The 23,316-nt window shown below is 63.9% G+C and carries 25 protein-coding genes; 12 read left to right on the plus strand and 13 right to left on the minus strand.

What is annotated here, in order from left to right; all coding sequences use genetic code 11:
* Positions 1-288: 288 nt before the first annotated feature.
* Together ABIB90_RS27640 and ABIB90_RS27645 are read right to left on the minus strand one after the other, a co-directional pair.
* Entirely contained in the window at positions 289-1,107 is an 819-nt protein-coding gene (locus ABIB90_RS27640; RefSeq protein ID WP_354201692.1) for a quinoprotein dehydrogenase-associated SoxYZ-like carrier, read from the minus strand.
* Between the two features lie 50 nt (positions 1,108-1,157).
* Complete coding sequence (locus ABIB90_RS27645) at positions 1,158-2,084, minus strand: quinoprotein relay system zinc metallohydrolase 2 (protein ID WP_354201693.1); 927 nt, start codon at positions 2,082-2,084, stop codon at positions 1,158-1,160.
* A 128-nt stretch (positions 2,085-2,212) separates the two neighbouring features.
* On the opposite strand from ABIB90_RS27645, the gene ABIB90_RS27650 reads away from it, so the two are divergent.
* Positions 2,213-3,094: a substrate-binding domain-containing protein gene (locus ABIB90_RS27650; RefSeq protein ID WP_354201694.1), complete on the plus strand. Its 882-nt coding sequence runs from the start codon at positions 2,213-2,215 to the stop codon at positions 3,092-3,094.
* Position 3,095: 1 nt separating this feature from the next.
* Complete coding sequence (locus tag ABIB90_RS27655; RefSeq protein ID WP_007601399.1) at positions 3,096-3,653, plus strand: PQQ-dependent catabolism-associated CXXCW motif protein; 558 nt, start codon at positions 3,096-3,098, stop codon at positions 3,651-3,653.
* A gap of 161 nt (positions 3,654-3,814) precedes the next feature.
* On the opposite strand, the gene ABIB90_RS27660 is transcribed toward ABIB90_RS27655, so the two are convergent.
* The 6 genes from ABIB90_RS27660 to ABIB90_RS27685 all read right to left on the minus strand — a co-directional run bounded on the left by ABIB90_RS27660 (position 3,815) and on the right by ABIB90_RS27685 (position 8,663).
* The gene (locus ABIB90_RS27660; protein ID WP_354201695.1) at positions 3,815-4,114 is read right to left on the minus strand and encodes a copper-binding protein; all 300 of its coding nucleotides are present in this window, start codon (positions 4,112-4,114) and stop codon (positions 3,815-3,817) included.
* Between the two features lie 131 nt (positions 4,115-4,245).
* Complete coding sequence (locus ABIB90_RS27665) at positions 4,246-4,860, minus strand: hypothetical protein (RefSeq protein WP_354201696.1); 615 nt, start codon at positions 4,858-4,860, stop codon at positions 4,246-4,248.
* Positions 4,857-5,705 (minus strand): lanthanide ABC transporter permease protein PedC, encoded by an 849-nt coding sequence (locus tag ABIB90_RS27670; RefSeq protein ID WP_035994388.1) that lies wholly within the window; start codon positions 5,703-5,705, stop codon positions 4,857-4,859. Before ABIB90_RS27670 ends, ABIB90_RS27665 begins: the two co-directional genes overlap by 4 nt.
* Positions 5,702-6,508 carry a lanthanide ABC transporter ATP-binding protein PedB/LutE gene (locus ABIB90_RS27675; protein ID WP_007601404.1) on the minus strand — a complete coding sequence of 269 codons (807 nt, stop codon included), beginning with the start codon at positions 6,506-6,508 and terminating at the stop codon, positions 5,702-5,704. The genes ABIB90_RS27670 and ABIB90_RS27675 overlap by 4 nt, the downstream gene beginning before the upstream one ends.
* Positions 6,505-7,473 carry a YVTN family beta-propeller repeat protein gene (locus ABIB90_RS27680; protein WP_219678751.1) on the minus strand — a complete coding sequence of 323 codons (969 nt, stop codon included), beginning with the start codon at positions 7,471-7,473 and terminating at the stop codon, positions 6,505-6,507. Before ABIB90_RS27680 ends, ABIB90_RS27675 begins: the two co-directional genes overlap by 4 nt.
* An 8-nt stretch (positions 7,474-7,481) precedes the next feature.
* The gene (locus ABIB90_RS27685; protein ID WP_354172343.1) at positions 7,482-8,663 is read right to left on the minus strand and encodes a lanthanide ABC transporter ABC transporter substrate-binding protein PedA1; all 1,182 of its coding nucleotides are present in this window, start codon (positions 8,661-8,663) and stop codon (positions 7,482-7,484) included.
* A gap of 127 nt (positions 8,664-8,790) precedes the next feature.
* On the opposite strand from ABIB90_RS27685, the gene ABIB90_RS27690 reads away from it, so the two are divergent.
* Positions 8,791-9,291 (plus strand): DUF3280 domain-containing protein, encoded by a 501-nt coding sequence (locus ABIB90_RS27690; RefSeq protein ID WP_219678755.1) that lies wholly within the window; start codon positions 8,791-8,793, stop codon positions 9,289-9,291.
* Between the two features lie 9 nt (positions 9,292-9,300).
* Here ABIB90_RS27690 and fghA read toward each other — a convergent pair whose 3' ends face one another.
* Together fghA and ABIB90_RS27700 are read right to left on the minus strand one after the other, a co-directional pair.
* Positions 9,301-10,146: an S-formylglutathione hydrolase gene (fghA, locus tag ABIB90_RS27695; RefSeq protein WP_354201697.1), complete on the minus strand. Its 846-nt coding sequence runs from the start codon at positions 10,144-10,146 to the stop codon at positions 9,301-9,303.
* A gap of 70 nt (positions 10,147-10,216) precedes the next feature.
* Positions 10,217-10,837, minus strand: a complete 621-nt coding sequence (locus ABIB90_RS27700) for a response regulator (RefSeq protein WP_018460280.1) — start codon at positions 10,835-10,837, stop codon at positions 10,217-10,219.
* A gap of 145 nt (positions 10,838-10,982) precedes the next feature.
* Here ABIB90_RS27700 and ABIB90_RS27705 point away from each other — a divergent pair, with 145 nt between their 5' ends.
* The 6 genes from ABIB90_RS27705 to ABIB90_RS27730 all read left to right on the plus strand — a co-directional run bounded on the left by ABIB90_RS27705 (position 10,983) and on the right by ABIB90_RS27730 (position 16,448).
* Positions 10,983-12,341: a histidine kinase gene (locus tag ABIB90_RS27705; protein ID WP_354201698.1), complete on the plus strand. Its 1,359-nt coding sequence runs from the start codon at positions 10,983-10,985 to the stop codon at positions 12,339-12,341.
* A gap of 153 nt (positions 12,342-12,494) precedes the next feature.
* On the plus strand, positions 12,495-14,984 hold the full coding sequence (locus ABIB90_RS27710; protein WP_354201699.1) for a TonB-dependent receptor: 2,490 nt from the start codon (positions 12,495-12,497) through the stop codon (positions 14,982-14,984).
* Between the two features lie 130 nt (positions 14,985-15,114).
* Positions 15,115-15,414, plus strand: coding sequence for a hypothetical protein (locus tag ABIB90_RS27715; protein WP_007601417.1), 300 nt, complete (start codon positions 15,115-15,117; stop codon positions 15,412-15,414).
* Positions 15,411-15,644, plus strand: coding sequence for a hypothetical protein (locus tag ABIB90_RS27720; RefSeq protein WP_007601418.1), 234 nt, complete (start codon positions 15,411-15,413; stop codon positions 15,642-15,644). The genes ABIB90_RS27715 and ABIB90_RS27720 overlap by 4 nt, the downstream gene beginning before the upstream one ends.
* A 169-nt stretch (positions 15,645-15,813) precedes the next feature.
* Entirely contained in the window at positions 15,814-15,981 is a 168-nt protein-coding gene (locus tag ABIB90_RS27725; RefSeq protein WP_007601419.1) for a hypothetical protein, read from the plus strand.
* Positions 15,982-16,040: 59 nt separating this feature from the next.
* Positions 16,041-16,448 (plus strand): hypothetical protein, encoded by a 408-nt coding sequence (locus ABIB90_RS27730; RefSeq protein WP_354201700.1) that lies wholly within the window; start codon positions 16,041-16,043, stop codon positions 16,446-16,448.
* A gap of 27 nt (positions 16,449-16,475) precedes the next feature.
* On the opposite strand, the gene ABIB90_RS27735 is transcribed toward ABIB90_RS27730, so the two are convergent.
* Positions 16,476-16,682, minus strand: coding sequence for a hypothetical protein (locus ABIB90_RS27735; RefSeq protein ID WP_007601421.1), 207 nt, complete (start codon positions 16,680-16,682; stop codon positions 16,476-16,478).
* A gap of 491 nt (positions 16,683-17,173) precedes the next feature.
* On the opposite strand from ABIB90_RS27735, the gene ABIB90_RS27740 reads away from it, so the two are divergent.
* From ABIB90_RS27740 to ABIB90_RS27750, 3 genes are all read left to right on the plus strand, one after another.
* The gene (locus tag ABIB90_RS27740; RefSeq protein WP_354201701.1) at positions 17,174-18,637 is read left to right on the plus strand and encodes a GH1 family beta-glucosidase; all 1,464 of its coding nucleotides are present in this window, start codon (positions 17,174-17,176) and stop codon (positions 18,635-18,637) included.
* Between the two features lie 146 nt (positions 18,638-18,783).
* Positions 18,784-20,016 carry an acetyl-CoA C-acetyltransferase gene (locus ABIB90_RS27745; protein ID WP_354201702.1) on the plus strand — a complete coding sequence of 411 codons (1,233 nt, stop codon included), beginning with the start codon at positions 18,784-18,786 and terminating at the stop codon, positions 20,014-20,016.
* A 358-nt stretch (positions 20,017-20,374) separates the two neighbouring features.
* The gene (locus ABIB90_RS27750) at positions 20,375-20,677 is read left to right on the plus strand and encodes an HU family DNA-binding protein (protein WP_007601427.1); all 303 of its coding nucleotides are present in this window, start codon (positions 20,375-20,377) and stop codon (positions 20,675-20,677) included.
* 71 nt (positions 20,678-20,748) lie between these two features.
* Here the strand turns inward: ABIB90_RS27750 and ABIB90_RS27755 are convergent, their stop codons facing one another.
* Together ABIB90_RS27755 and lon are read right to left on the minus strand one after the other, a co-directional pair.
* Positions 20,749-20,904: a hypothetical protein gene (locus ABIB90_RS27755; protein ID WP_167552295.1), complete on the minus strand. Its 156-nt coding sequence runs from the start codon at positions 20,902-20,904 to the stop codon at positions 20,749-20,751.
* 5 nt (positions 20,905-20,909) lie between these two features.
* Positions 20,910-23,315, minus strand: a complete 2,406-nt coding sequence (gene lon, locus ABIB90_RS27760) for an endopeptidase La (RefSeq protein ID WP_354201704.1) — start codon at positions 23,313-23,315, stop codon at positions 20,910-20,912.
* Position 23,316: the final 1 nt, after the last annotated feature.

The following is a 23,316-nucleotide window of genomic DNA, read 5'->3' on the forward strand; positions in this document are numbered from 1 at the left end:
GAGGGCGACAATCACAGTCTTGGCCGGAGCCTGTCGCGACCCAGACCTTCTCTCTCGACGTCTTCAGCCTCAAAAGCCAATAGCGCAACAGGCCCCTTGTGGGAGAAGGTGGCGCGAAGCGCCGGATGAGGGGTATGCCTCCGCGAATACTATCGCAAGAGAGTAGCTCGCGGAGGCAAACCCCTCACCCAAGCGAAGTTTTGTCTACCAGCGGTGCTGCCCTCTCCCACAAGGGGCGAGGGCACAGCCATCCGCAATGCGTTTGACTTTGAAAGGGAAGGTGGCGCGCTACGTCCCCGGCTTCTCCATATCCCACTCGTTGCGGAACACGTGACCATCCGTGTCCTTGGCTTCCGCGCGAAAACGCTTCGCGCCGTTGGACACATAGGTGAAGCGCAGATTGGGATCTTCCGAGATCGAGATGCCGCCTTCCATCGAAAGCACGGGGCTGTCGTCCTGCGTCAGCTTGAGCTGGTTGACGAAGAAGGCGGGAATGTAGAGCTGCGTGACCTGGTCCATCTGCAGCCCGGAATTGTTGGGATGGCCGATCATGATCTGCGCCTCCCGCATGCGGCTCGCGGGCGCCTCTTCGCGCGCGAATTGCCGGTAGCGCATCTGGCCGAGCCGGTTCTGGGCTTCCTCGGCATTCTTTCCCGCTGGTGCCGAGCAGCCGCCGGAGGCCTTCACATAGACTTTCGAGACGTAGAGCTGTCCGTCGCTGAGCTCGGCCACCGCATGGACGTCGGTGTAGTTGTTGACGCGCACGCGCGTCGAGATTTCAGTGACGTTGGCATCCGGTCCGAGCTCGAATTTCGCCGCCATCGGCGCGGGGTTACGATCGATCACCAGCGTGATCGAACGGATGCGGCGGGCATCGCCGGGCGAGAGCTTGCTGCGCAGGGTCACGGGCACGATGGCCGCGTCCTCGGCGCGGTACGGCATCTCGATGCCAATGACATTGCCGCCGTCATTCATCGGACGGTTGCTGAAGATGTCCTGCACCAGTCCCGGCCAGGGATCGTAAGCTTCTTCAGCCTGCACCGGCACGGCGAATGCAATGCCGAGGAGCAGGGCGATCAGAGGCAGTCGGCGCGTGCATCCCGTCATGGTCATGGTCCTGCGGACGAAGCAACGTAACGGACATCGTAGCGCGTCCGCTACTCCCATTCAATTTCCGAAAATGCTGCGGTTGCGTTGCGAGCGTTGTAGTCGTCGAACAGCTCCCAGTGCGGCCGTTCCGAGGCGGCGGCCTTGTCAGCGGCGGTTCGGATCGGTTCGCCCTTCTTGTTCGCTGCCCGGACGTCCGTCAGCAGTGCCATCAGATAGCGCCGCTCATCGATCAGCGCCGCAGGCCATTCGCTCACGGGCCCGTGACCGGGAACGACGCGCTGCGCCGGAATGCTCTCGAGTTCCCCGAGGGTGCCGAGCCAGCCGCGAATGCTGCCGTCCATCACCGGAATATGGCGGAGGAAGACGAGGTCGCCAGCGAACAGCGTCTTCGTCGTCTCATCGAATACGGTCAAATCATTGTCGCTGTGCCCGGCCGGCCAGGCCCGCAAGCTCAGGCGGCGCGCGCCGAGATCGAGCGTCATTGTATCCGTGACAAGCATTGTGGGCGGCACGATATTGACGGGAGATATCAATTCGTCGCCCATGATGCGCCTAAAATTGTCGAGATAGTACGGGCCGCGCGCAGCCAGCGCCCGCGGCAGCCTGCTGTGACCGACGAAAATGGTGTCTCCGACGGCGAAGGCCGCATTGCCGAAAACATGGTCGGGATGGCCGTGGGTATTGATGACGTAGCGGATCGGCTTGCTGGTGCGGGCTCGCACCGCCGCCAATAGCGCCTCGCCCTCGCGAAAGCTACCGCCGGTATCGATCACGGCCACCGCATCCTTGCCCACGATGAAGCCGACGTTGGCGATGTCGCCCTCGTTCTCGCGGGTCATCAGCGCGATGGTCCCGGAGTGTACGAATATTCCCGGCGCGACTTCGCTCACAGGCAATTCGGCCGCTGCGGCGCATGCTAGCGTCGCTGTCACCAGCAGGGACAAGGCTGCGATCACGAGAGCGATGCGAGACACTTTTCCGCCTCAGTTCAAAGGGTTGCGCGCATTGCACTGCAACAAAGAAAGCCAGCACAAACTCTGGCAAGACATGGCGCGTCATGCGTTGCATGGCTAGCATTCAAACAAGCCTAGGAGGAAGCGCGATGACGGAGGCCGGACGACATCGTCGCTGGTTGTTTTCACTGAGTATCCTGGTTGCGTCTTGCGCGTTCGGCGACGTCGCCATCGCGCAGACCAACGAGACGGGTGACCTCTCGTTCGAGCTGGTCGACCCCAAGGTGCTGCGCGTCTGTTCCGACCCGCGCAATCTGCCGTTCTCGAACGAGAAGGGCGAGGGGTTCGAGAACAAGCTTGCCGAGCTGTTTGCGGACAAGCTCCAGAAGAAGCTCGACTATGTCTTTTTTCCGCAAGCCACCGGCTTCGTGCGCATGACGCTCGGCTCGCATCGCTGCGACGTCATCATGGGCTTCCCCCAAGGCGATGACCTCGTGCAAGGCACCAATCCCTATTACCGCACGAGCTATGCGCTGGTCGCGAAACCAGGCGGCGGGCTGGAGGAGGTCGACACGCTCGAGGATGCCAGGCTGAAGGGCAAGCATGTCGGCATCGTCGCCGGTACGCCGCCTGCCACCAACATGGCCATCGCGGGACTGATGGGTGATGCAAAGCCCTATCCGCTGATGATCGACACGCGCTACGACAATTCGGCGCAGGCAATGATCGATGATCTCACGGCGGGCAAGATCGACGCCGGCGTGCTGTGGGGACCGATGGCAGGGTTCTACGCGAAGAAGGCGGGGTCGCTTCATGTCACGCCGCTGGTGAAGGAAACCACCGGGCCAAAGCTGGTCTATCGCATCGGCATGGGCGTGCGTGGCGCCGACCAGAACTGGAAGCGGCAGCTCAACAAGCTGATCCAGGAGAACCAGGGCGAGATCAACAAGATCCTGCTCGATTTCGGCGTGCCGCTGCTCGACGAGAGCGATCGGCCGCTCGGCGCGGAGACGGCCAAGAAGGCACCATGACATGAGGCGGCGCGTTGTCGCTGCGCTGGTCGCCGCCGTGCTGATGGCGCCGGTCGTTGCGCAGCAGCAGGAGCCGTTCGAGCCCGAGGGTTATCGCACCGACAACTACCGCGCGCCCGTGCCGGCGACGCTCGGCGGCGCGCGCGTGCTGTCGACGTCAGAAGCCGAGGCGATCTGGCACGCGAAGAGCGGCGCCTTCATCGACGTGCTGCCGCGCGCGCCGAAGCCGAAGAACCTTCCAGCGGGTACCGTCTGGCGCGAGGCGCCGCGCAAAAACATTCCGGGCAGCATCTGGCTGCCGGATACCGGCTACGGAACGCTGCCGCCCGCCATGGACGACTATTTCCAGCGCGGCCTCGCGCGTGCATCACACGGCGACAAGACCGCGCTGCTTGTGATCTATTGCCTGGCGGATTGCTGGATGTCCTGGAACGCCGCCAAGCGCGCGCTCGCGTATGGCTACTCCAGCGTCGCCTGGTATCCCGATGGCACCGACGGCTGGGAGCGTGCAAAGCTTCCGACTGAGGAGGCGCAGCCCGAGCCGCGGCCGGAGCAGTGAAGAATTGAGCCGAGCTGTGTCGTCGATGGCCTCGTGGTTCGAGACGACCGCTTCGCGGTCTCCTCACCATGAGGGTCTGACATCTCGCCACGAAACCAGACCTCATCCTGAGGAGCCCGCCGTAGGCGGGCGTCTCGAAGGATGGCCGCAAAGATCCCGGCCTACTGCTTCTGCAGCTTGGTCAGCGTGCCCGTGCCGTTATTGTCGGTCGCAGAGTAGCTCACCCGGTCGCCGGCGTGGACGGCATCGAGCATCGCGGCGTCCTTGGCCTTGTACTCCTGCAGCGCGCCGGCCCCGCCTGCGCTGCCGCCGACTGTGCCCTTCTGCGTCTGCTGGATCGAGATCGTGCTGTTGAGCCGATCAATCCGAGTGACCATGCCGGTCAGATCGTCAGCGAATGCGCTGCCTGCGAGCATGCTGATGGCCGCAGCGCCTGCGAGGATGAATTTTGTGGTTCCCATCGAGGCCTCCCGATGCCTTGGATTACCCGTCGACAAGACATCCTAGACCGATTTGGTTCCGGCATATAGCACAGGTTAATGATCGCAATGGAGGCGCGGGAACCTGCCGCAAGCGGTCAATGAGGCTGACGCTATTCCATTTCCTGCTGGATCACGCGTCCGAGCGCAAACAGCCGCTGGTCGATGGTGGTGGGAACCTCGCAAACGAACCGCACGACCTTGTGGCGGTCCTCGAAAATGCGGGTCTTCCAGATCAGCTCGTTGCTGAGCGCCTCGACCTTAGCCTCGTCGCGCGGCGTGGCGCCCTGGAGCGCCTGGAGCTGGACACTCTCCTCGCGGATCTTGTCGGCGGCTTCGCGCTGCTTGCGGCTGACGCGTTCCAACCCGCTCATGACCTGCGAGCGCTGAGCGTTGAGCGTGTCGAACAGACCTGCGAACAGCAGTTTCGCATTCGCGGTCTTGTCGGCCGCGGAGCCCGCCAAAAACTCCTTCACCAACTTCTCGGCCTCTTCCAGCGGTGTCTTGCGTGCCGACAGTTTGGCGACCAGCGCGCTGACCTTGGCGTCGTCCTTCCACTTGTTCTGCACGTCGTCGAGCGAGGGGCCAGCCCAAACGGCCGCGAGCGAAATTTCCGGCACTTTTCCCTGCGTGCAGGGCCAATCCGGATAGCGCGGATCGGCCGCGCGTGCCGCCGTGCCCGCGGCTGCGAGCATCAGAGCGGCCATGGCCAGAACCCGAACCGTCATCCTTCGCCTCCCGCAGGGCCCCGTCGCGCCAGCCCGCGCGAGGGATCATAGGCCAGAATCGCGCCGATCATGAAGACGATTGTGCAGGTCGCGACCACCGCCAGCGAGATCCAGTTGATCTGTCCGTACAGCGCGAAGCGGATCAGCTCGACCGCATGGGTGAACGGATTGGCCTCGCAGACATAGTAGAGATATGGGCTGCCCTCCTGCACCCGCCAGAGCGGGTAGAGCGCCGATGAAGCGAAGAACATCGGGAAAATGACAAAGTTCATCACGCCGGCAAAGTTCTCCAGCTGCTTGATGCCAGAGGAGATCAGCATGCCGAGCGAACCCAGCATCAGTCCGGACAGGATCAGTGCCGGCAATACCGTGAGATAGCCTGACAGAGGAGGGGTGATGTCCCAGAACCAGGCGATCAGCAGGAACGCATAGACCTGGAGCAGCGACACCGCGGTGCCCGCGAGCAGCTTGCAGAACAACAGGTAGCCGCGCGGCAGTGGGCTTACCAGCAGCGTGCGCATGTTGCCCATCTCGCGGTCATAGACCATCGAGAGCGAGGATTGCATGCCGTTGAACAGCTGGATCATGGCCATCAGCCCGGGCGCGATGAAGACCTCGTAGAGGATGTAGGTCTCGTAGGGCGGGATGATGGAGATGCCGAGCACCTGGCGGAAACCGGCGGCGAAGATGAACAGCCACACCAGCGGCCGCACCAGCGCCGAGACGAACCGCTCGCGCTGGTGCAGGAAGCGCAGTCCTTCGCGCCAGACGATGCCCGTGAGGCAGGTCATGTATTCGGCGGCCGAGAAGCCGCGTGGCGCCTCGCGCATGCTGATGCTGCTCATGCGCCACCGCCCGGCACGGTCTGCGCGCCGGTCAGGCGCATGAAGGCGGAGTTGACGTCCTGCGCGCCGGCTTCCGCGACGACGCGGCTCATCGGTCCCCGCGCCAGCACCTTGCCCTGGTGCAGCACCACGAGATCGTCACCGGCCATGATCTCGTCGAACAGATGCGTGGCCCAGAGCACGCCGATGCCTTGCTCGCTCACGAGCTGGCGCACATGGCTGATGATGTCGGCGCGCGCTTTGACGTCGAGGCCGACGGTGGGCTCGTCCAGCAAGAGCAGGCGTGGCCGATGCAGCAGCGCACGGGCGATCTCCAGCCGCCGCATCTGCCCGCCCGAGAGATCGCGCACCTTGCTGCCGGCGCGCTCGGTAAGCCCGATGCGACCGAGCAGCTCGGCGGCTCGCGCGCGGGCCTCGCGGCGGCTGATGCCGTGGAGTGCGGCGTGATAGAGCAGGTTCTGCGTCAGCGACAGATCGAGATCGAGCGTGCGCGGCTGGAACACGACGCCGAGCAACCGCAGCGCTTCTCCGGGACTCTTGCTGACATCATGGCCGAAAATGCCGACGCGGCCGGACTGGATGCCGAACAGGCGCGTGATCAGCGAGAACAGCGTGCTCTTGCCCGCCCCGTTGAGGCCAAGCAGGGCCGTGAAGCTCGCGGGCTGCACGTCGAAGGACACGTCCATCAGCGCGCGGCGCGGGCCATAGGCGTGGCTGACGCTGTCGATCGATAGCGCGGGCACACCCGCCGGATCGGGCCTTGGTGTTTCGCGTTGTTCGGCGATGGGAGCAGGGCTGGTCATGGCGCGATCGTGATACCCCAGGGCAGTTCGCCCACCTGAATGGTCTTGATCACCTTTTGCGCGGCGACGTCGATGACGGAGACGTCGTTCGAGACGCCATTGGTGGTGAGCAGAAATTTTTCGTCCGGCGTGAAGGCCATGTGCCAGACCCGTTGTCCCACCAGCAGATATTTGGTCACCTTGCGCGAGGCGGTATCGACCACGGCGATGCGGTTGGCTGGCCCGAGCGCGATGAAGGCGGTCTTGTCGTCCCGGGTCATGCCGATGCCGACGGGCTGGATCGCCTCTTTCCTCAACCCCGGAATCTCGAAATTGATCTTCCCGGTCACCTCGTGCTTTGCGGGGTCGATGATCGAGACGGTGCCGCCGATCTCCGAGGACACCCACAATTCGGAAGCGTCGTGCTTGAATTCGGCAAAGCGCGGCCGCGCGTCGACCAGCACGTTGGCGACGATCTGGCGCGACGACGTGTCGATGAAATGCGCCATGTTGGTGGTCTCGGACGTGTTGATCAGCGTCTTGCCGTCCGGGCTGATCGTCATGCCCTCGGGCTCGACGCCGACCTGGATGTCGCCAAGGCGGGCGCGCTTCTCGAGGTCGATCACGGTCACCGTGTTGTCGTTCTCGTTCGCGACATAGAGGACCTTGCCAGCGGCATCCTGGGCGAACAATTCCGGGTCGGGCCCGGAGGGCAGGCTGTCCACCACGGTTTGCGTCTTGGCGTCGATCATCTGGATGGTGTCGTCGTCGCCGACCGCGACCATCACGAACTTGCCGTCGCGCGTGAAGTCGATGCCGCGCGGGCGCTGGCCGACCTTGATGGTCTTGGTCACCGTCCAGCTGTCGGTGTCGATCACCGACACCGTGTTGCTCTTCTCGTTCGAGACATAAGCGATGAACGCATGCGCCGGCGCTGCCGCCAGCGCCAGTCCGAACAGCAACCCAACACGCCACGTGCGCAACATCTGCTTTCTCATTTCAGCTTGCATTTGCTCTCCGGGCGGTCATAGCCGAGCGTGTCGAGCTCGGAGACTTGATGCAGGAAACCTTCTTGCGGCGACACCGACACCACCATGCGGCCATCGACCAGCAGGATCGGCTGGCGCAGCTGCAGGTTCCAATCGCGCAAGGTCAGCTTGGTGCCCTTGAAGGCGGCGACCGAGAACTCCGGGCCCTTGATAAAATCGGTGACCTTCTTGATATCGCCGGAATTGGTGCGCGAGGTGGCCTCTCCGATCATGCGCACGGCCGTCCACGCCTGCATGTCGAGCGCGGTCATCCGCCGCGCGTTGAGCTTGACGAAGCGGTTCTGCATCTGGATCGCGCCCCACTGGTCCTGCGATGCGTCCCAGCTGCGCGGCACGAGGCCGGCCGAGCCGGCGACGGGGCGAGGATCCCAGGTGCGATAGGGCAAATAGGCGCCGAATACTTCGCTCTCGTCGGCGGCGACCAGCACGTCATAGGCCGGAGCCTGTTGCGTGAACACCGGCATCTGGCGCTGGATCAGCGTCACGCCCGAGTCCGTGCGGCGCGCGCCGCCTTTGTCTTCGAAGCTGCGCTCCTGCACGATCTTGGCGCCGAACCGCGTCGCGGTGCGCCGGAGCGCATCGGCGAACAACTTGTCCTCGTCATGCGAGCCGACCACGAGCAGCCAGCGCTTCCACTGCTTCCACACCAGATATTGGCCGAGCGCATCGGCCAGCATTGCGCGGGTCGGCGCGGTATGGATGACATTGGCGCGGCAATCGGCCTCGCGCAGCCGCTCGTCGATCGCGCCGGCGTTGAACAGCAACGTGCCGCGCTCGCGCAAGGCGTCGGCGACTTTCAGCAGCGCGTCGGCCGGCAGATCGGCGATGATGAAGCCGTTGCGTGCGGCGAGGTCGGTCGCGGCCTGCACGGCATCCTCGCCCTCCTTGATCCGCCGCTCCTCCAGCGCAAAACGCTGGTTGAGGAATTTGCCGGTGGTGTTGTTGTCCTCGATGGCGAGGCGCGCGCCGGCGACGCCGTCATTCTCCGCGGGCTGCTCGACCAGCGACAGCGTCGATCTGCTGCCGGCGATTCCGAGATAGCCGACGCCGATCATGACAGGGTCGGCCGCGAGCGCACTCGTTGCAGCAACACCCAGGCCGATCAGGCCGACCAACCATCGGATCATGTTTCCTCCAGATGTTCTCCCCGGCTTGACCGCCGATGGAGAATTGTCTCTGCTAAAGCATGACCGATTTGTCAGGCCATGCAACCCCGCATTTCGTCCTCACGCTGCCACGCCGGGAATCACGATCATGCGAGCGCTGATATGTTTCGCAGCTTTGTTGTTGACGGGTTCGGCCGCGCTCGCCGATCCGCCGAAACTCGCGGTGTTCGACTTTGAACTGATCGACACCAGCCTGCCCGGCGAGTTCTATGGCTCCAAGCCGGAGGAGGCGCGGCTCGACCTCATCAGCGAGCAGTTGCGCAAGGCACTGGTTGAGTCAGGCAGGTTCCAGCTGATCGATATCGCGCCGGTCCGGGACGCGGCCCGTCACGCCAATCTGCAGGCCTGCGGCGGCTGCGACCTCAAGCTTGCCGGGCAGTTGGGTGCCGATTTGGAAATCACCGGCATGGTGCAGAAGGTCTCGAACCTGATCATCAATCTGAACATCTATCTGCGCGACGTGAAGACCGGCAACATGATCACGGCCGCCAGCGCCGACATGCGCGGCAACACGGATGAATCCTGGACGCGCACGATGAGCTATCTGATCCGCAACCGGTTGCTGGCACCGAATTACGGCAAGCCGTGAGGGGGATATTTACTCCTTCAATCGCTCCGCATGCCAGTGCAGGTGATCGCCCATGAAGGTCGAGATGAAATAATAGCTGTGGTCATAGCCCGCCTGCCGCCGCAGCGTCAGCGGGATGTTGGCCTTGGCACAGGCCGCCTGCAGCAATTCAGGACGAAGCTGCTCCTTCAGGAAATTATCGGCCTCGCCGACGTCGACGAGGAAGCCTGAAAACTTCGCGCCGTCCTCGATCAGCGCCACCGTGTCGTGGCTGCGCCACATATCCTTGTTCGGCCCGAGATAGCCCGTCAGCGCCTTGATGCCCCAGGGCACGAGCGATGGCGCCACGATCGGCGCAAAGGCGCTGGCCGCGCGAAAACGGTGCGGGTTGCGCAGCGCGACCGTCAATGCGCCATGGCCGCCCATCGAATGGCCCATCACCGATTGCCGCTTGGCATCGACCGGAAAATTCTCCGCCACGAGTTTCGGCAGTTCGTCGGTGACGTAGCTCCACATGCGATAATTGCGCGAAAACGGCGCTTCCGTCGCGTCGACATAGAAGCCGGCGCCAAGACCGAAATCATAGGCATTATTGGCATCGCCCGGCACGTCGGGGCCCCGCGGGGAAGTGTCGGGCGCGACGAAGATCAGGCCGAGCTCGGCGCAGGCTTTGCGGAATTCGCCTTTCTCGGTGACGTTGGCATGCGTGCAAGTGAGGCCGGAGAGATACCAGACCACGGGCAGCTTGGCGCCCTGCGCGTGCGGAGGAACATAGACCGAGAACACCATGTCGGTTCCGGTTGCCTCGCTGGCATGGCGATACACGCCCTGCACGCCGCCATAGGATGTATTAGTCGAGACAGTCTGTATCGTCATGCCATTATGCTCCGTGGCATCAAACCACATCAGGATTGCAACGCTTGTGTGACCGAATTCGTGGCGGCCGTCAGGCTACGCCACTGTCGATCGCCAGCCGCACCAGCTCGACAGAGGTTTTCACCCCGAGCTTCTGGCGCATGATGGACGAGGTGTTGGCGACAGTCTTGTAGGACGACTGCACCAGCCAGGCGATCTCGGAAAGGCTCTTTCCGGCGCTGAGCAGCCGCAATATCTCCATCTCGCGCGCATTCAGTTTCGACAGCGGACTTTGCGCCAGCGCGGGTCCCGCAAAGGCGATGCTGCGCGCGATCGCGCTCGGCAGATAGGTGCCGCCGCCGCCAACGGTGCGAATCGCCTCGACGAGATCGTCGGGGTCACCGGTCTTGGAGACATAGCCCTTGGCGCCGCACTCGATCGCACGCGCGGCAAAAGCAGGGTCGTCGTTCATGCTGAACATGATGATTCGGGCCTCGGGCGCGCGCTCGAGGATGCGGCGCGCGAGCTCAAAGCCGGACACGGTCGGCAGGTTGATGTCGATGATCGAGAGGTCGGGGCGCTCGACGATGAAGACGCACTCGCCGTCTTCGGCGTCGGCGGCCTCCAAAATCTCGATCTCGCCCTCGTCGGCCAGCACGGCACGGCAGCCGGAGGCGACGATGGGATGATCGTCGACGATCAAAATGCGCATAGGCGTTCCTCGCGACAGCGTCTTGGCCTGTTTCGCGCGCGGCCGGGATTGCTGTACGCTTTCGATTAGATATCGGGCGCTTCGCCTCTGTCAACGTTATCGGACAGGCGCAGGCCAATCCTTCGCGGGGGCACGGGCGATACCAATGTGGCAAAATCTATCCTTGCGCGGGCGCATCAACCTGCTGCTGGCGCTGCTGCTGGCGCTGGGACTCGCCGTCAATATCGGCCGCCAGGTCGCAGAAGCCGGGCCGCGCGTGCAGGCCGAGGACCAGAGCGTGATCCGGCTCGCGCGCGAATTCATCGAGATGATCGTTGCGGATCTCAACGAGGCGCCCGATCCTGATGCCAGGCTCAACCAGATTGCGCGCGACCTCAGTCGCCTGCGCCATGTCAGCATCGCGCTTCGGGACGAAGCCGGCAGTCCGCTGACGCAGCCGCGGACCGACGTCGATGACGACACCCGCGCGCCGCCGGCCTGGTTCGTCAGCTTGGTTCATCCCGAGCAGACCGCGGTGAGCGTACCCGTCTCGATCCATGGCAAGCCGGGTTCGCTGCTGATCACCTCCCATCCCGATGACGAGATCGCCGAGATCTGGGACGCCATCGTGACCCAGCTCGAGGTCGGCTCGGTGATCGCGCTGGCGCTGTTCTTGGTGATGATGAATGTGATCGGCCGGGCACTGGCGCCGCTCCAGTCGCTGGCGGATGTGATGGCCGAGCTCGAAGACGGGCGCTATCAGGCGCGCGTCGCGCCGGGCGGCGCGCCGGAGCTCGCCGCGATCTGCACCAAGCTCAACCATCTTGCGGCGACGCTCGGTGACGCCATCGAGGACAAGCGGCGCCTCGCCGAGCGCACGGTGTCGCTCCAGGACCTCGAGCGCAAGGAGATCGCGCGCGAGCTCCATGACGAGTTCGGGCCATATCTGTTCTCGCTACGCGCGCATGTCAGCGCGCTGGCGAAGCAGGCGGATGGACGCGCCCCGAGTGCCGAGGCCGTGCGAAAACACGGCAGCGCCATGCTGGAGCAGATCAACGCGCTTCAACAGTTCAATCGCCGCGTGCTGGAGCGCCTCCGGCCCGTCGGCCTGGCCGAGCTCGGCCTGCGCCGGGCGCTGGAATCGCTGTCGCGGCTGTGGCGGGAGTCGCATCCCGATGTCGCCATCGAGACCGTGATCTCGCCGGCGCTTGGCGTCACCGGGGAGACTGCCGACCTCACCATCTACCGCATCGTGCAGGAGGCGCTCACCAACGTGTTCCGCCACGCCGGGGCGACCTCGGTCAATGTCGTCATCGAGCCGGTGGCGCAGGCGGCAAGCGATGGCCGCAGCGGTGCCCGGGTGCGGATCAGCGACAACGGCCGCGGCATGGAGCCGGGCCAGAAGCTCGGCTTCGGGCTCGTCGGCATGCGCGAGCGGATTCTGGCGCTGGGCGGCACGCTCAACGTCGTCTCGGGTGACGGCGGTCTGACCGTCGAGGCACTGGTTCCGACGGCGGCGGCCTGATCGCGTCGGGAAAAATTCCCGATTTTGTCGGGAAAATTGGTGCGGATACGGCCCGACCTTTTGTGGCTGGCGCACGCGTTCCTGCCGATTACACTCGTCTCGACCAACCGGCGAAAATCAAAACAGCCGGTGGTCACGGATGGGAAGGCTCGGATGGGCAAGGCTCTTTGGTTCAAAGCTATTTGGTTCAAGCGTCGTTTGTTGATGGCCTCGGTTTCGACCGCGCTGCTCTCCGTCTTCGCGATCCCCGCGGGGGCCGCGCAGGATGAAGAAACTAACGTCCAGAACTTGCCGCCTGTCGAGGTAACGGCGCCGCCGCGGTCAACGGCGCGACGCACCGCGTCATCGCGACCGGTCGCGCACATCGGGGCACCGTCATCCGCCAGCCCCAAGACGCGCCTTTACGTCTACCCGACCGCGCCGGGTGCCGGCAGAGGTCTTGACGTCGACAAGGTTCCGTCGGCGATCAACGCCGTCGACGCCAGCCAGATCAAGCGCACCGGCTCCTTGAACATCACCGACGCGCTTCGCGACAACATCGCCGGCGTTAACATCACCGAGGTCACTGGCAATCCGTTCCAGCCGAATGTCGAATTCCGCGGCTTCGTCGCTTCGCCCGTGACGGGCACGCCGCAAGGCCTCGCGGTGTATCAGAACGGCGTTCGCATCAACGAAGCCTTCTCCGATGCCGTCAACTGGGACCTGATCCCGACCGCGGCGATCCGGTCGGTGACGCTCGTGACCAACAATCCCGCCTTCGGCCTCAACGCGCTAGGCGGCGCGATCAATTTGCAAATGAAGGACGGTTTCACCTATCAGGGCGCGGAGCTTGATCTCATGGGCGGCTCGTTCGGCCGCATCCAGGGCTCGGCGCAATGGGGCAAGACGGTTGACAAGAACTACGGCGTCTATGCCGCGCTCGAAGGCCTGCACGACAACGGCTTCCGCAATTTCTCCCAATCCGACGTGCGGCGCTTCTACGGCGACGTCGGCTACAGGGCCGGCGACAGCGAATTCCACGCCAATATGGGCGTCGCCAAGAACGATTTCGGCGCCAACGCCACCGTTCCCGCCGAGCTGCTCGACAAATATTGGGGCGCGACCTACACGACCCCGCAGACCACTTCCAATCGTGTCGGCTATCTCAACTTGACAGGCAAGGTCGATGCGACGCCGACCTGGACGCTCGAAGGCACCGCGCATGTGCGCAGGTACGAGCAGAAGCTCGTCGACGGCAATCCGACCGACGCGCAGGAATGCACCGATCCGGGGCTCACCGGCCTTCTTTGCTTCGGCGACGGCGCCACACCGGCAAACGGCGTGAACGGCCTGCCGCTTGCCAATCCTTTCGCGTCCGGGACCGTCCTCGGCGAGATCGACCGCAGCTCGATACGTTCGACCACCTTCGGCGTGTCGGGGCAGGCCACCAACACCGACCAGCTGTTCGGCCATGACAATCGCTTCGTGATGGGCGCGACCTATGACGCCAGTGTCACGCGCTACAACGCCACCGCCGAAATCGGCACGATCGGAGAAAACTACGTCGTCAGCGGCGGCGGCCTGTTCCTGGGGCCAACCGGCGTACCTGATACCGTTGCCGGCCCTGTCTCGCTGCGGACCGTCAATCAATATAACGGCCTCTATGCAATGGACACGTTCAATATCACGGACGCCTTCGCCATCACCGGCGGCGGCCGTTTCAACGTGGCGCGCATCACGCTGGAGGATCAGCTCGGGACCGATCTCAATGGCGATCACACCTTCACCCGCTTCAATCCGGTGATCGGCGGCACCTACAAGATCACGCCGGAGCTGACGGCCTATGCCGGCTATTCCGAAGCCAACCGCGTTCCGACGCCGCTCGAGCTCGGCTGCTCCGATCCTGCCCGTCCCTGTCTCATTGCTGCGTTTCTCGTCTCCGATCCGCCATTGAAGCAGGTCGTGTCCAAGACCGTGGAAGCGGGCCTACGCGGCAGCAGAGAGTTGAACATCGGCACGCTCGGTTGGAAAATCGGCGGCTTCCGCGCCACCAATATCGACGACATCGTCGCCGTTCCCGCAGTCGGCCGCACCGGCTTCGGCTATTTCTCCAACGTCGGCCGTACCAGGCGTCAGGGGCTCGAAGCCGAGGTCAATATCAAGTCGCCCACGCTTCAGTTTCAGGCGAGCTACGCGTTTGTCGACGCACGCTATCTCGACGCTTTCGCACTCGGTTCCGAAAGCCCGTTCAGGGATACTGTCACCGAAACCATTCAGGTGCTGCCCGGCAACCAGCTCCCCGCGATCCCGCGCCATCGCGTCAAGGTCGGCGTCGACTATGCCGTCACCGACGTGTGGAAAGTCGGCGGCAACGCGCTGTTCGTCTCCAGCCAATATCTGGTTGGGGACGAGTCCAACCAATATGCGAAGCTGCCGTCCTATACCGTGTTCAACCTGCACACGTCCTACCAGGTGACCAAGAACGTCCAGCTCTACGGCAAGATCGACAATATCTTCGACAAGCGCTATGCGACCTACGGACAGTTCTTCGACACCAAAGCCGTGCCCAACTTCACCAATGGCGCCGCCGAGTTCAGCGACCCGCGCTCGCTCAGCCCGGCAAGGCCGCGTGCCTTCTATGCGGGGATGCGGGTGACGTTCTGATCTGGCTCGGTAAGCCCGGGGTGGCGCCGCCCGGAACGGCGTGTCACGCCGGCTCTGTTCTACCTCAAGCCGATTGACTCATTGTTCATGTTTTGTTCTTATGCTGTTCGTCCAGCCAAGGGAGCGAGCCATGGACAACCGCATCAACGAAATCCGCAGGATCATCAGGGCGTTACGCGTCAGCATGCGTGAGGCCGAGGCGATCATGCATGAGCAGATCAACAGGGACGAGGACTGCAGCTTCGTCGCAGGCGAAGTCATGAAGATGCGCACGGTGATGAGCGGGCTCGTTCAGGAGCGGGCCGCACTCGGAGACACCGACCCGATCGTCGTCGCCAGCCTCTTCGTTCCCCGCCGTCGGCCGATGCCATCGCGCGTCGGTGTTGAGAAGCGCCGGCTGGTGCCGCCGCGAGAGATGGCACGGGCATGAAGGGGGAGAGGCCGACCTACTTTTCCGACATGCAGGAGCCCCCGGAATTTCTGAAGGCTCTCCATCATGCGCGGCGCCTGTCCTGCCTCGAGGGCTGGTGCCGCATGCACATCGAGGCCATCCAGGTTGCGATCGACCAGTATGCGGAAGCGGCTCTCGGTAACCGGGAGTTCTTCCTCAACAAGCCGCACAGCATCGGCGAGAATCGGAGAAGTGGTGACGTGCCGTAACAGCGGCGCATGTCGGCGTATCGACCTTTCGAAATCTCCGATGATCCCTTGCGCCGGCGAAGCTTGGCGTCGCGTTGTTTTTACCGATCGGAAACCATAGCGAATGATCCTAAAATTGTAACGAAACTGTTCGGCTGTCTCTGCGTCGGTTCGTTGGAGGGCCCGTCCGATGACAGAGCACCAGTTGAGAGAGCAGGAATTCCAGATCGCGCGTTACCGGCATTTGGAGCGCGAAGTGACCGATCCGCTTGCCGCCTGTCTGCTTCACAGCATCATTGAAGACCTCGAAGCCGAGCTGCGCAGGAATAGTCCGGATTGGCACGGGCCGCGCGATTAACGCTTTGTTAGCGCTGATCGTGTCGATGATGCGCGAGGGAATACCGGGAGACTGCTCCCATGTTGAAGGACGGCACCTATGCGGCGTGGTACAAGACGCCGCTCGATCAGGGGACCGGGATCGTCCATGTCGCAGACGGACAGATCTGGGGCTGCGACAGCCTGATGACCTATCACGGCTCTTGCGAGGTCGACGGAGATCGCTTCACCGCCACCGTGTCGACGAAGCGCCATACCGACGGACGCGCAACGGTGTTCGGCGTCGACGATGAGCTCACGCTGGATATCGAGGGAAACTGCCCGGGCAAGGTCGCGACCTACACGGCGACGGCAGCGCAAGTGCCGGGAATGATCCTCCAGGGTACGCTGATCCTGACGGAACAGCAGACGCCCGCGCCAGAACGAACCCGGCAGATACCGCCGTTCAATCCCGACAAGCTGCCAAAGTTGCCGAAGCGCTCGCGCTGAGCGAGGAAGCCGCCGTCATCGAGCAGTTCACTGCGAATACGAAAGCTGATCTTCCGTGACGACTCGCTCGATTTTCTCCGACTTGCACTTGATGCGGTATCGGAGACGTCCATCGGCCTCGATGGGCATATGCTGGACGATGGTATAAATCATCGGTGGCTCGGTTGCGGCACGTCCTTGTGGGCCTTGGGGCTGGTGGCGAACGTCTTCATTCAGCTTGTAGGCATACGACATAGATCTACCTCGAATTCACAGTGACTCTGACGCGGGGTCAGTCGTTGTATCCCTGGCAGGACAGGCACTTGGTCCAGCGGAAGAGGTTACCACAGTATGATGCGGTCGAACCGCGTCATAAGTCAGTCGTTCTCTTGGTTGACCGGTGCAGACAGACAATCGCCCAGAGCGGAGCGGCGATGGTTGCACCATATCCCATATTTGCGAACTTTGGTCGTAATTTCCGTGGGGTTTATGGCATTCTGTGAGCCTACGGGCCCCTGTCGAGGGGAACTGATAACTTCCTCGCCGGATTGGGCTGGAATTCGAATGACGGTGGGGCTGATATCTCGACTTTTGGGGTAGCTCGGCCGACGATCGGCGTGGCCCCTTTCGGACAACTTTGTCGCATTCGGCAATTCTGCATCCTCAGCCTTCGGCTCGCCCGCTTCTCAAACGACCCGCGATTCGCCATGGTGCCGCCGCAACAGCATCGCCCCGGAGCACTATCAATGTCGGACAAGGTCTCGCGTCGCCAGTTCGCCACGCTGGCGGGATTGTCCGCAGCCGGCATCGCCAATCCTCTCGGAGGGGCGGACGCCAAGCCCGCATCCCCGCCACGGAGCGGGGACGGCTTTCCGGCGGGCTTCGTCTGGGGCACGGCGACCTCGTCCTATCAGGTCGAGGGCGCGGTCAACGAGGACGGACGAGGGGCCTCGATCTGGGACAAGTTCGTCCGCATCCCCGGCAAGATCGAAGACGGCAGCACCGGCGACCGCGCCAACGAGCACTATCACCGCTACAAGGAGGACATCGCGCTCATCAAGGAGCTCGGCTGCAAGGCTTATCGCTTCTCGGTGGCCTGGCCGCGGCTGTTTCCGGACGGCGACGGCAAGCCCAACCCGAAGGGACTCGACTTCTACAACCGCCTGGTCGACGAACTCCTCAAGAACGGCATCGAGCCGTGGCTGACGCTTTATCATTGGGACCTGCCGCAATCGCTCCAGGACCGGTTTGGCGGCTGGCGCTCGACGGAGACCTGCAAGATCTTCGGTGATTACGCGGCCTATGTCGCCGAGCACCTGACCGATCGCGTCAAGAACGTCTTTACACTGAACGAGAGCGGTCGGTTCGTCCATTTCGGCTACGGCATCGGCATCGACGCCCCCGGTGTGACGCTGCCGCAAGCCGAGGTCAACCAGATCAGGCACAACAGCGCGCTCGCACACGGGCTCGCGGTGCAGGCGGTACGCGCCCATTGCCGCCGAGGCACCAGGGTGGGGCCGGCCGAGAACATCGATGCCTGCGCCCCCGCGATCGACACACCGGAGAACGTCCGTGCCGCCGAGATCGCGCTACGCGAGATGAACGCCGGCTACCTCAACGTCATCATGACGGGCCAGTACACCGACGCCTTCCTGAAGTTCGCCGGGCGCGACGCGCCGAAATACACCGATGCGGAGCTGAAGATCATCTCCTCGCCGGTCGATTTCCTCGGCCTCAACATCTACGCGCCGCAGAACTACGTGGTGGCCTCCGACCAGGGCGCGGGCTTCATGCCGCTGCCGATCCCGAAATCGTTCCCGCACATGAATTCGGACTGGCTGCGCATCGGTCCCGAGACGATCTACTGGGTGCCGAAGCTGGCGGCGAAGATCTGGAAGACGGACGCGATCTATATCAGCGAGAACGGCACCTCCGGCGACGACGTCGTGACGCCTGACGGCAAGATCTACGACACCGACCGCATCATGTATTTGCGCAACTACCTCGCCCAGCTCCAGCGCGCCACCGCCGAAGGCGTGCCGGTGCGCGGCTACTTCCTCTGGAGCTTGATGGACAATTTTGAATGGGTGTTCGGGCTCAACAAGCGCTTTGGGCTCTACCACGTCAATTTCGACACGCAGGTGCGCACGCCGAAACTCAGCGCCAGCTTCTATCGCAACGTGATCGCGAAGAACGCGGCGGGGGTGTGATTGCTCTCCCGCGCCCCGTTCTTGCTGGGGCGCGACGAGCTTGGCTCGCGCTGAGGAGACAGGGTGAGGGGTTCCGCCAGCGTGCATTGACTCCCTTCGCCTCCTGATTCAAAACGCCTCTAACCATTCAAAAAGAGGAAACGCCAATGACCGACGCACTTATCATTGATGCCTGCCGAACTCCGCGGGGCGTCGGCAAGGCTGGCAAGGGGGCACTCTCGGGCATTCATCCGCAGCAGCTGGGAGCAACAGTGCTGCGCGCGCTCGCGACGCGTACCGGCATCGACACCGCCGACGTCGACGACATCGTCTGGGGTTGCAGCGCGCAGGTCGCAACGCAAGGCGGCGATCTCGGCCGTATGTCGGCGCTGGACACCGGCTACGACGTGCGCGCCAGTGCCGTGACGCTCGACCGCTTCTGCGGCTCCGGCATCACCAGCGTCAACATGGCGGCAGCCTCGATCATGGCGGGCGCGGAAGACCTCGTCGTCGCCGGCGGCTGCGAGATGATGTCGATGGAAGGACGTCGCGGCGGCGGTCCGATGATGATGGACAACGGCAATCTGCGCCTGCGTGCGCGGCATCCGCAGTCGCATCAGGGCGTCTGCGCCGATGCGATCGCGACGCTGGAAGGCATCACGCGAAGGGACGTCGACGCGCTCGGCCTCGAAAGCCAGAAGCGTGCCGCGCATGCGATCGCGAACGGTCACTTCAAGAAGAGCCTCGTGCCGGTGCATCGCGAGGACGGCAGCCTCGCGCTCGACCATGAAGAATATCCGCGGCCGCAGACCACGATGGAAGGGCTGAGCGCATTGAAGCCCGCGTTCCCCGCGGTCGCCGACCATGTGCTCGACGACAAGGGCACGACCTATCGCGGCCTGATCCTGCAGAAGTACCCCGATATCGAGATCGATTTCATGCACCACGCCGGCAATTCGTCCGGCGTCGTCGACGGCGCCGCCGCGATCCTTCTGGCGTCGCCCGCTTACGCCAGGGCGCACGGCCTGAAGCCGCGCGCCCGCGTGGTTGCGATGGCCAACATGGGGGACTCGCCGACGCTGATGCTGAACGCGCCGGTGCCGGCGACGCGCAAGGTGCTGGCGAAGGCGGGGCTGACCATCGACGACATTGACCTGTTCGAGATCAACGAGGCTTTTGCCGTGGTCGCGGAAAAATACATCCGCGACCTCAAGCTCGATCGCGCCAAGGTCAACGTCAACGGCGGCTCGATCGCACTCGGCCACCCCATCGGCGCCACCGGCTCGATCCTGATCGGCACCGTGCTCGACGAGCTCGAACGGCGCGACTTGAAGCGCGGTCTCGTCACCATGTGCGCGGCCGGTGGCATGGCCCCGGCCGTCGTCATCGAACGTATCTAGCGCGAGCGAAAGCTCGTCGCGCCCCGTAAAATTAGGGGAGAGAAAGTACCCGCGATCGCCGCATCGCGACGATCTAGGCTTATTTTCCAGGGTGAATCGCGACCGGACTCCGACAAAGAGGCCGGTCGTCGCTTGTCGAAAGCATCGAATCAGCTTTAGCAAGGCTGCGTGCGGGCCTTTGAAACAAGGTGAAATCCGCTGCCTGAGGCTTCTTCCGCTCCGGAAGTGGCTAAAAAGCAGGGTTTTTTGCCACAGAGGGCCAAAAAAGCCCGTAAAACCCCGACAAAACTGTGCAGAAGGCTATAGGCCTTCACCGGTTGGTCTAATATGCAGCCGTCAACGAATCAGAGGAGACACGATGGCCACCCAAATGTCGAAATCGCAGCTGATCGAAAAGATCGCGACCACCACCGAGCTTTCCAAGCGTGACGTCAAGAGCGTCATGGAGACGCTGACCGACGTCGGCCACAAGGAGCTCAAGAAGAACGGCCTGTTCCTGGTGCCGGGCTTCGCCAAGTTCGTGGTCATCAAGAAGCCCGCGACCAAGGCGCGCAAGGGCACCAACCCGTTCACGGGCGAAGAGATGATGTTCAAGGCCAAGCCGGCCCGGAAGATCGTCCGCGCCCGTCCGGTCAAGGCCGCCAAGGACGCCGTGGGCTAACAACGCAAAGGCCCCCTCGCGTGGAGGGGGCCTTTTGTTCGGGGCTGTCGCGAGGACTTGAGACGGAGGGCTCAACCCTTGCGGCGCTTCGCGCGGACCGGGATCGGCTGAAGCCGCGGTCCTGATGCCGCCAGCGCATCGCGAACCCCGTCGATGGCGCGATCCAGCAATTGGCGCAGTCGCTGCGTCGTCCGCGATCGCTTCGCTCTTTCCAGCAGTTTTTTCATCGCATTCACTCCGCCGCTTCGACCTTGGCATCGGCTTGGGCCTCGGCCGGCTCGAGCGCCGCGGCGATGGCTTCGTCGACGCGCTCCAGCCAGATGAATTCGAGGTTGTCCCGCGCGCTCTTCGGGATGTCGTCGTAGTCCCGCTTGTTGCGCGCCGGCAGCATCACCCGCTTCAGCCCCGCGGCCGCAGCCGCCACCACTTTCTCCTTGATGCCACCGACCGGCAGCACCAGGCCGCGGAGCGAGATCTCGCCGGTCATGGCGGTGTCGCTGCGCACCGTGCGATTGGTGAGCAGAGACGTCAGCGCCGTGAACATCGCAACGCCCGCGCTCGGCCCGTCCTTCGGGGTCGCGCCTGCGGGCACGTGAACGTGGATGTCGCTCTTTTCGAACAGCTGCGGATCGATGCCGAGCTGCGTGGCCTTGCTCTTCACCAGCGTCATCGCAGCCTGCACGCTCTCGCGCATGACCTCGCCGAGCTGGCCGGTCAGGATCATCCCGCCGCGGCCGGATACCCGCGAGGCTTCGATGAACAGGATGTCGCCGCCGACCGGCGTCCAGGCAAGGCCGGTGGCCACGCCTGGAATGCTGGTGCGCTGCGCGATCTCGCCCTCGAAGCGCGGCTGGCCGAGTACGGTGCCGATATCCTTCGGCGTCACGACGACCTTGGCAGCCGTGCCTTCGGCGACCTGCACGGCGGCATGGCGGAACAGCTTGCCGATCTCGCGCTCGAGGTTACGCACGCCGGCTTCGCGGGTGTAGCCGTTGACGACCAGCTCCAGCGCCTCCGGCTCGATCTCGGCCTGCTCGGCCGTCAAGCCGTTGGCCTCGAGCTGCCGCCGTACCAGATAGCGCTTGGCGATCTCCAGCTTCTCTTCCTGGGTGTAGCCGGTGAGGCTGATCAGCTCCATGCGGTCCAGCAGCGGACCCGGGATCTGGTCCAGCATGTTGGCGGTCGCGATGAACACAACGCGCGACAGGTCGAAGGGCACGCCCAAATAATTGTCCCGGAACGTCCCGTTCTGCTCGGGGTCGAGCACCTCCAGCATCGCGGCGGAAGGATCGCCCTGCACGCCGCGACCCATCTTGTCGATCTCGTCCAGCATCATGACGCAGTTCCGGGTGCCCGCCTTCTTGATGCCCTGGATGATGTTGCCGGGCAGCGCGCCGATATAGGTGCGCCGATGGCCGCGGATCTCGGCCTCGTCATGCACGCCGCCGAGGCTGACGCGCACGAAGGGACGGTCCATCGCGCGTGCGATGGATTGACCGAGCGAGGTCTTGCCGACGCCGGGCGGTCCGACGAAGCACAGGATCGGCGCCTTGCCCTGCGGCGCCAGCTTGCGCACCGCCAGATATTCGATGATCCGGCTCTTGATCTTCTCCAGGCCAAAGTGATCGGCATCGAGGATGCGGCGCGCTTCCTTGATGTCGATCGGCTTCTCCGCGGGCAGCGCCCACGGCAGCTCGATCAGCCAGTCCAGGTAAGTGCGGACCATGCCGGCCTCGCCGGCGGCCTCCGGCATGCGCTCGTAGCGGCGCAGCTCCTTCTTCGCATGCGCGTCGGCCTCGGGCGGCATGTTGGCCTTGGCGATGGCAGCGGTCAGCTCGGCGACCTCGGCCGCCTTGCCGTCGCCTTCGCCGAGCTGGCGCTGAATGGTCGCCATCTGCTCGCGCAGGATCGCCTCGCGCTGCCGTTCGTCGAAGCTGGCGCGGGTCTGCTGGCCGATCTCGTTGCTGATGCGCAGCACCTCCAGCCGTTCGGCCAGATGCTTCGACACCTTCTCGACACGCAGAGCGAGGTCGATGGTCTCCAACACCTCCTGCTTGTCCTGCGGCTTGATGTCCATGAACGAGGTCGCCAGGTCCGCCAGCGCGCCGGGCGCGGTGGTGCCCTGGAACATCGCGATCAGCTCGGGCGGCGCCTGCGGCAGCAGTTCGATCGCCTCGATGGCCTGGCGCTGCAGGTTGAGCCCGCGGGCCTCGATCTCGGGCGTGCTCGTGGCCGGCTCCGGAATCTGCTGGATCCGCGCGGCCGGGAACGGCGTCCCCGGCAGGAAGTCGAGGATGCGCGCGCGCTGCACGCCCTGGCAGACGATGTGATGGGTGCCGTCGGGCGCGGTGATGTAGCGCACGATGTTGGCGATGGTCGCGACCCGATAGAGGTCGTCCGGTCCGGGCTCCTCGGTCTCGGGGCTGCGTTGCAGGACGATGCCGACCGGCCGCTGCTCGCGCAGCGCCTGCTGCGCGGCAGCGACCGACTTCGGCCGCGCGATCGCGATCGGCGCGATGGCGCCGGGGAACAGCACCATCTCGCGCACCGGGATGATGATCAGCGCGTCTTCGGGAATCTTCACGTCGGAATTGCTCTGGGGATTGGTCGGTGCGGTATTCATTGGTTCGGTGGCCATG

The sequence above is a fragment of the Bradyrhizobium sp. JR4.1 genome, from assembly GCF_040548605.1.
Taxonomy (GTDB): Bacteria; Pseudomonadota; Alphaproteobacteria; order Rhizobiales; family Xanthobacteraceae; genus Bradyrhizobium; species Bradyrhizobium canariense.